This window comes from Sandarakinorhabdus oryzae (assembly GCF_009733735.1).
GTDB lineage: Bacteria > Pseudomonadota > Alphaproteobacteria > Sphingomonadales > Sphingomonadaceae > Sandarakinorhabdus > Sandarakinorhabdus oryzae.
In genome coordinates this window covers 1-566 of sequence record NZ_WNJP01000411.1, presented here as the reverse complement: position 1 = coordinate 566, position 566 = coordinate 1, and the positions used below count along the sequence as shown (strand labels likewise).

Here is a 566-nt window from a genome sequence, read left to right as displayed (position 1 = left end):
CCGCCGGGCTGGCCGCCGGCCTGCCCGGGCGGCAGCACGTGCTGGTCACCGGCGGCACGGGCTTCATCGGTCGCCGGCTGGTGGCGGCGCTGGCGACGGCCGGCCATGATGTCACCGTGCTGAGCCGCACCACCAGCGCCCGGCCCTGGGTCGGCAACGGCCAGGTCAGGATGGTCAGCCGCCTGACCGAAATTGCCAGCGATTGCCCCATCGATGCCATCGTCAACCTTGCCGGTGAGCCGATTTCGGACCGGCCCTGGACCAGGGCCAAGCGCATCCGCATCATCCGGTCGCGCCTGGCCGTGACCCGCGACGTCATCGCGCTCATCGCCCGTCTGGACCACAGGCCGGCGGTGCTGGTGTCGGGTTCGGCCATCGGCATCTACGGCCTGCGCGGTGATGAACTGCTGGACGAAACCGCCACCGGCCGGCCCTGTTTCTCGGCGCGGGTCTGCCGCACCTGGGAAGCCGCCGCCCTGCGCGCCAGCCGCCTCGGCGTGCGCACGGTGCTGTTGCGCACCGGCCTCGTGCTGGACCGCAGCGGCGGCCTGCTCGGCCGGCTGCTG

The 566-nt window shown here is 73.1% G+C and carries 1 protein-coding gene; it reads left to right on the top strand.

Features of this window, described 5'->3' with window-relative positions; translation table 11 throughout:
• The coding region (locus GJ693_RS16600) for an NAD-dependent epimerase/dehydratase family protein (RefSeq protein WP_156257294.1) at positions 1-566 on the top strand (566 nt) is incomplete at both ends.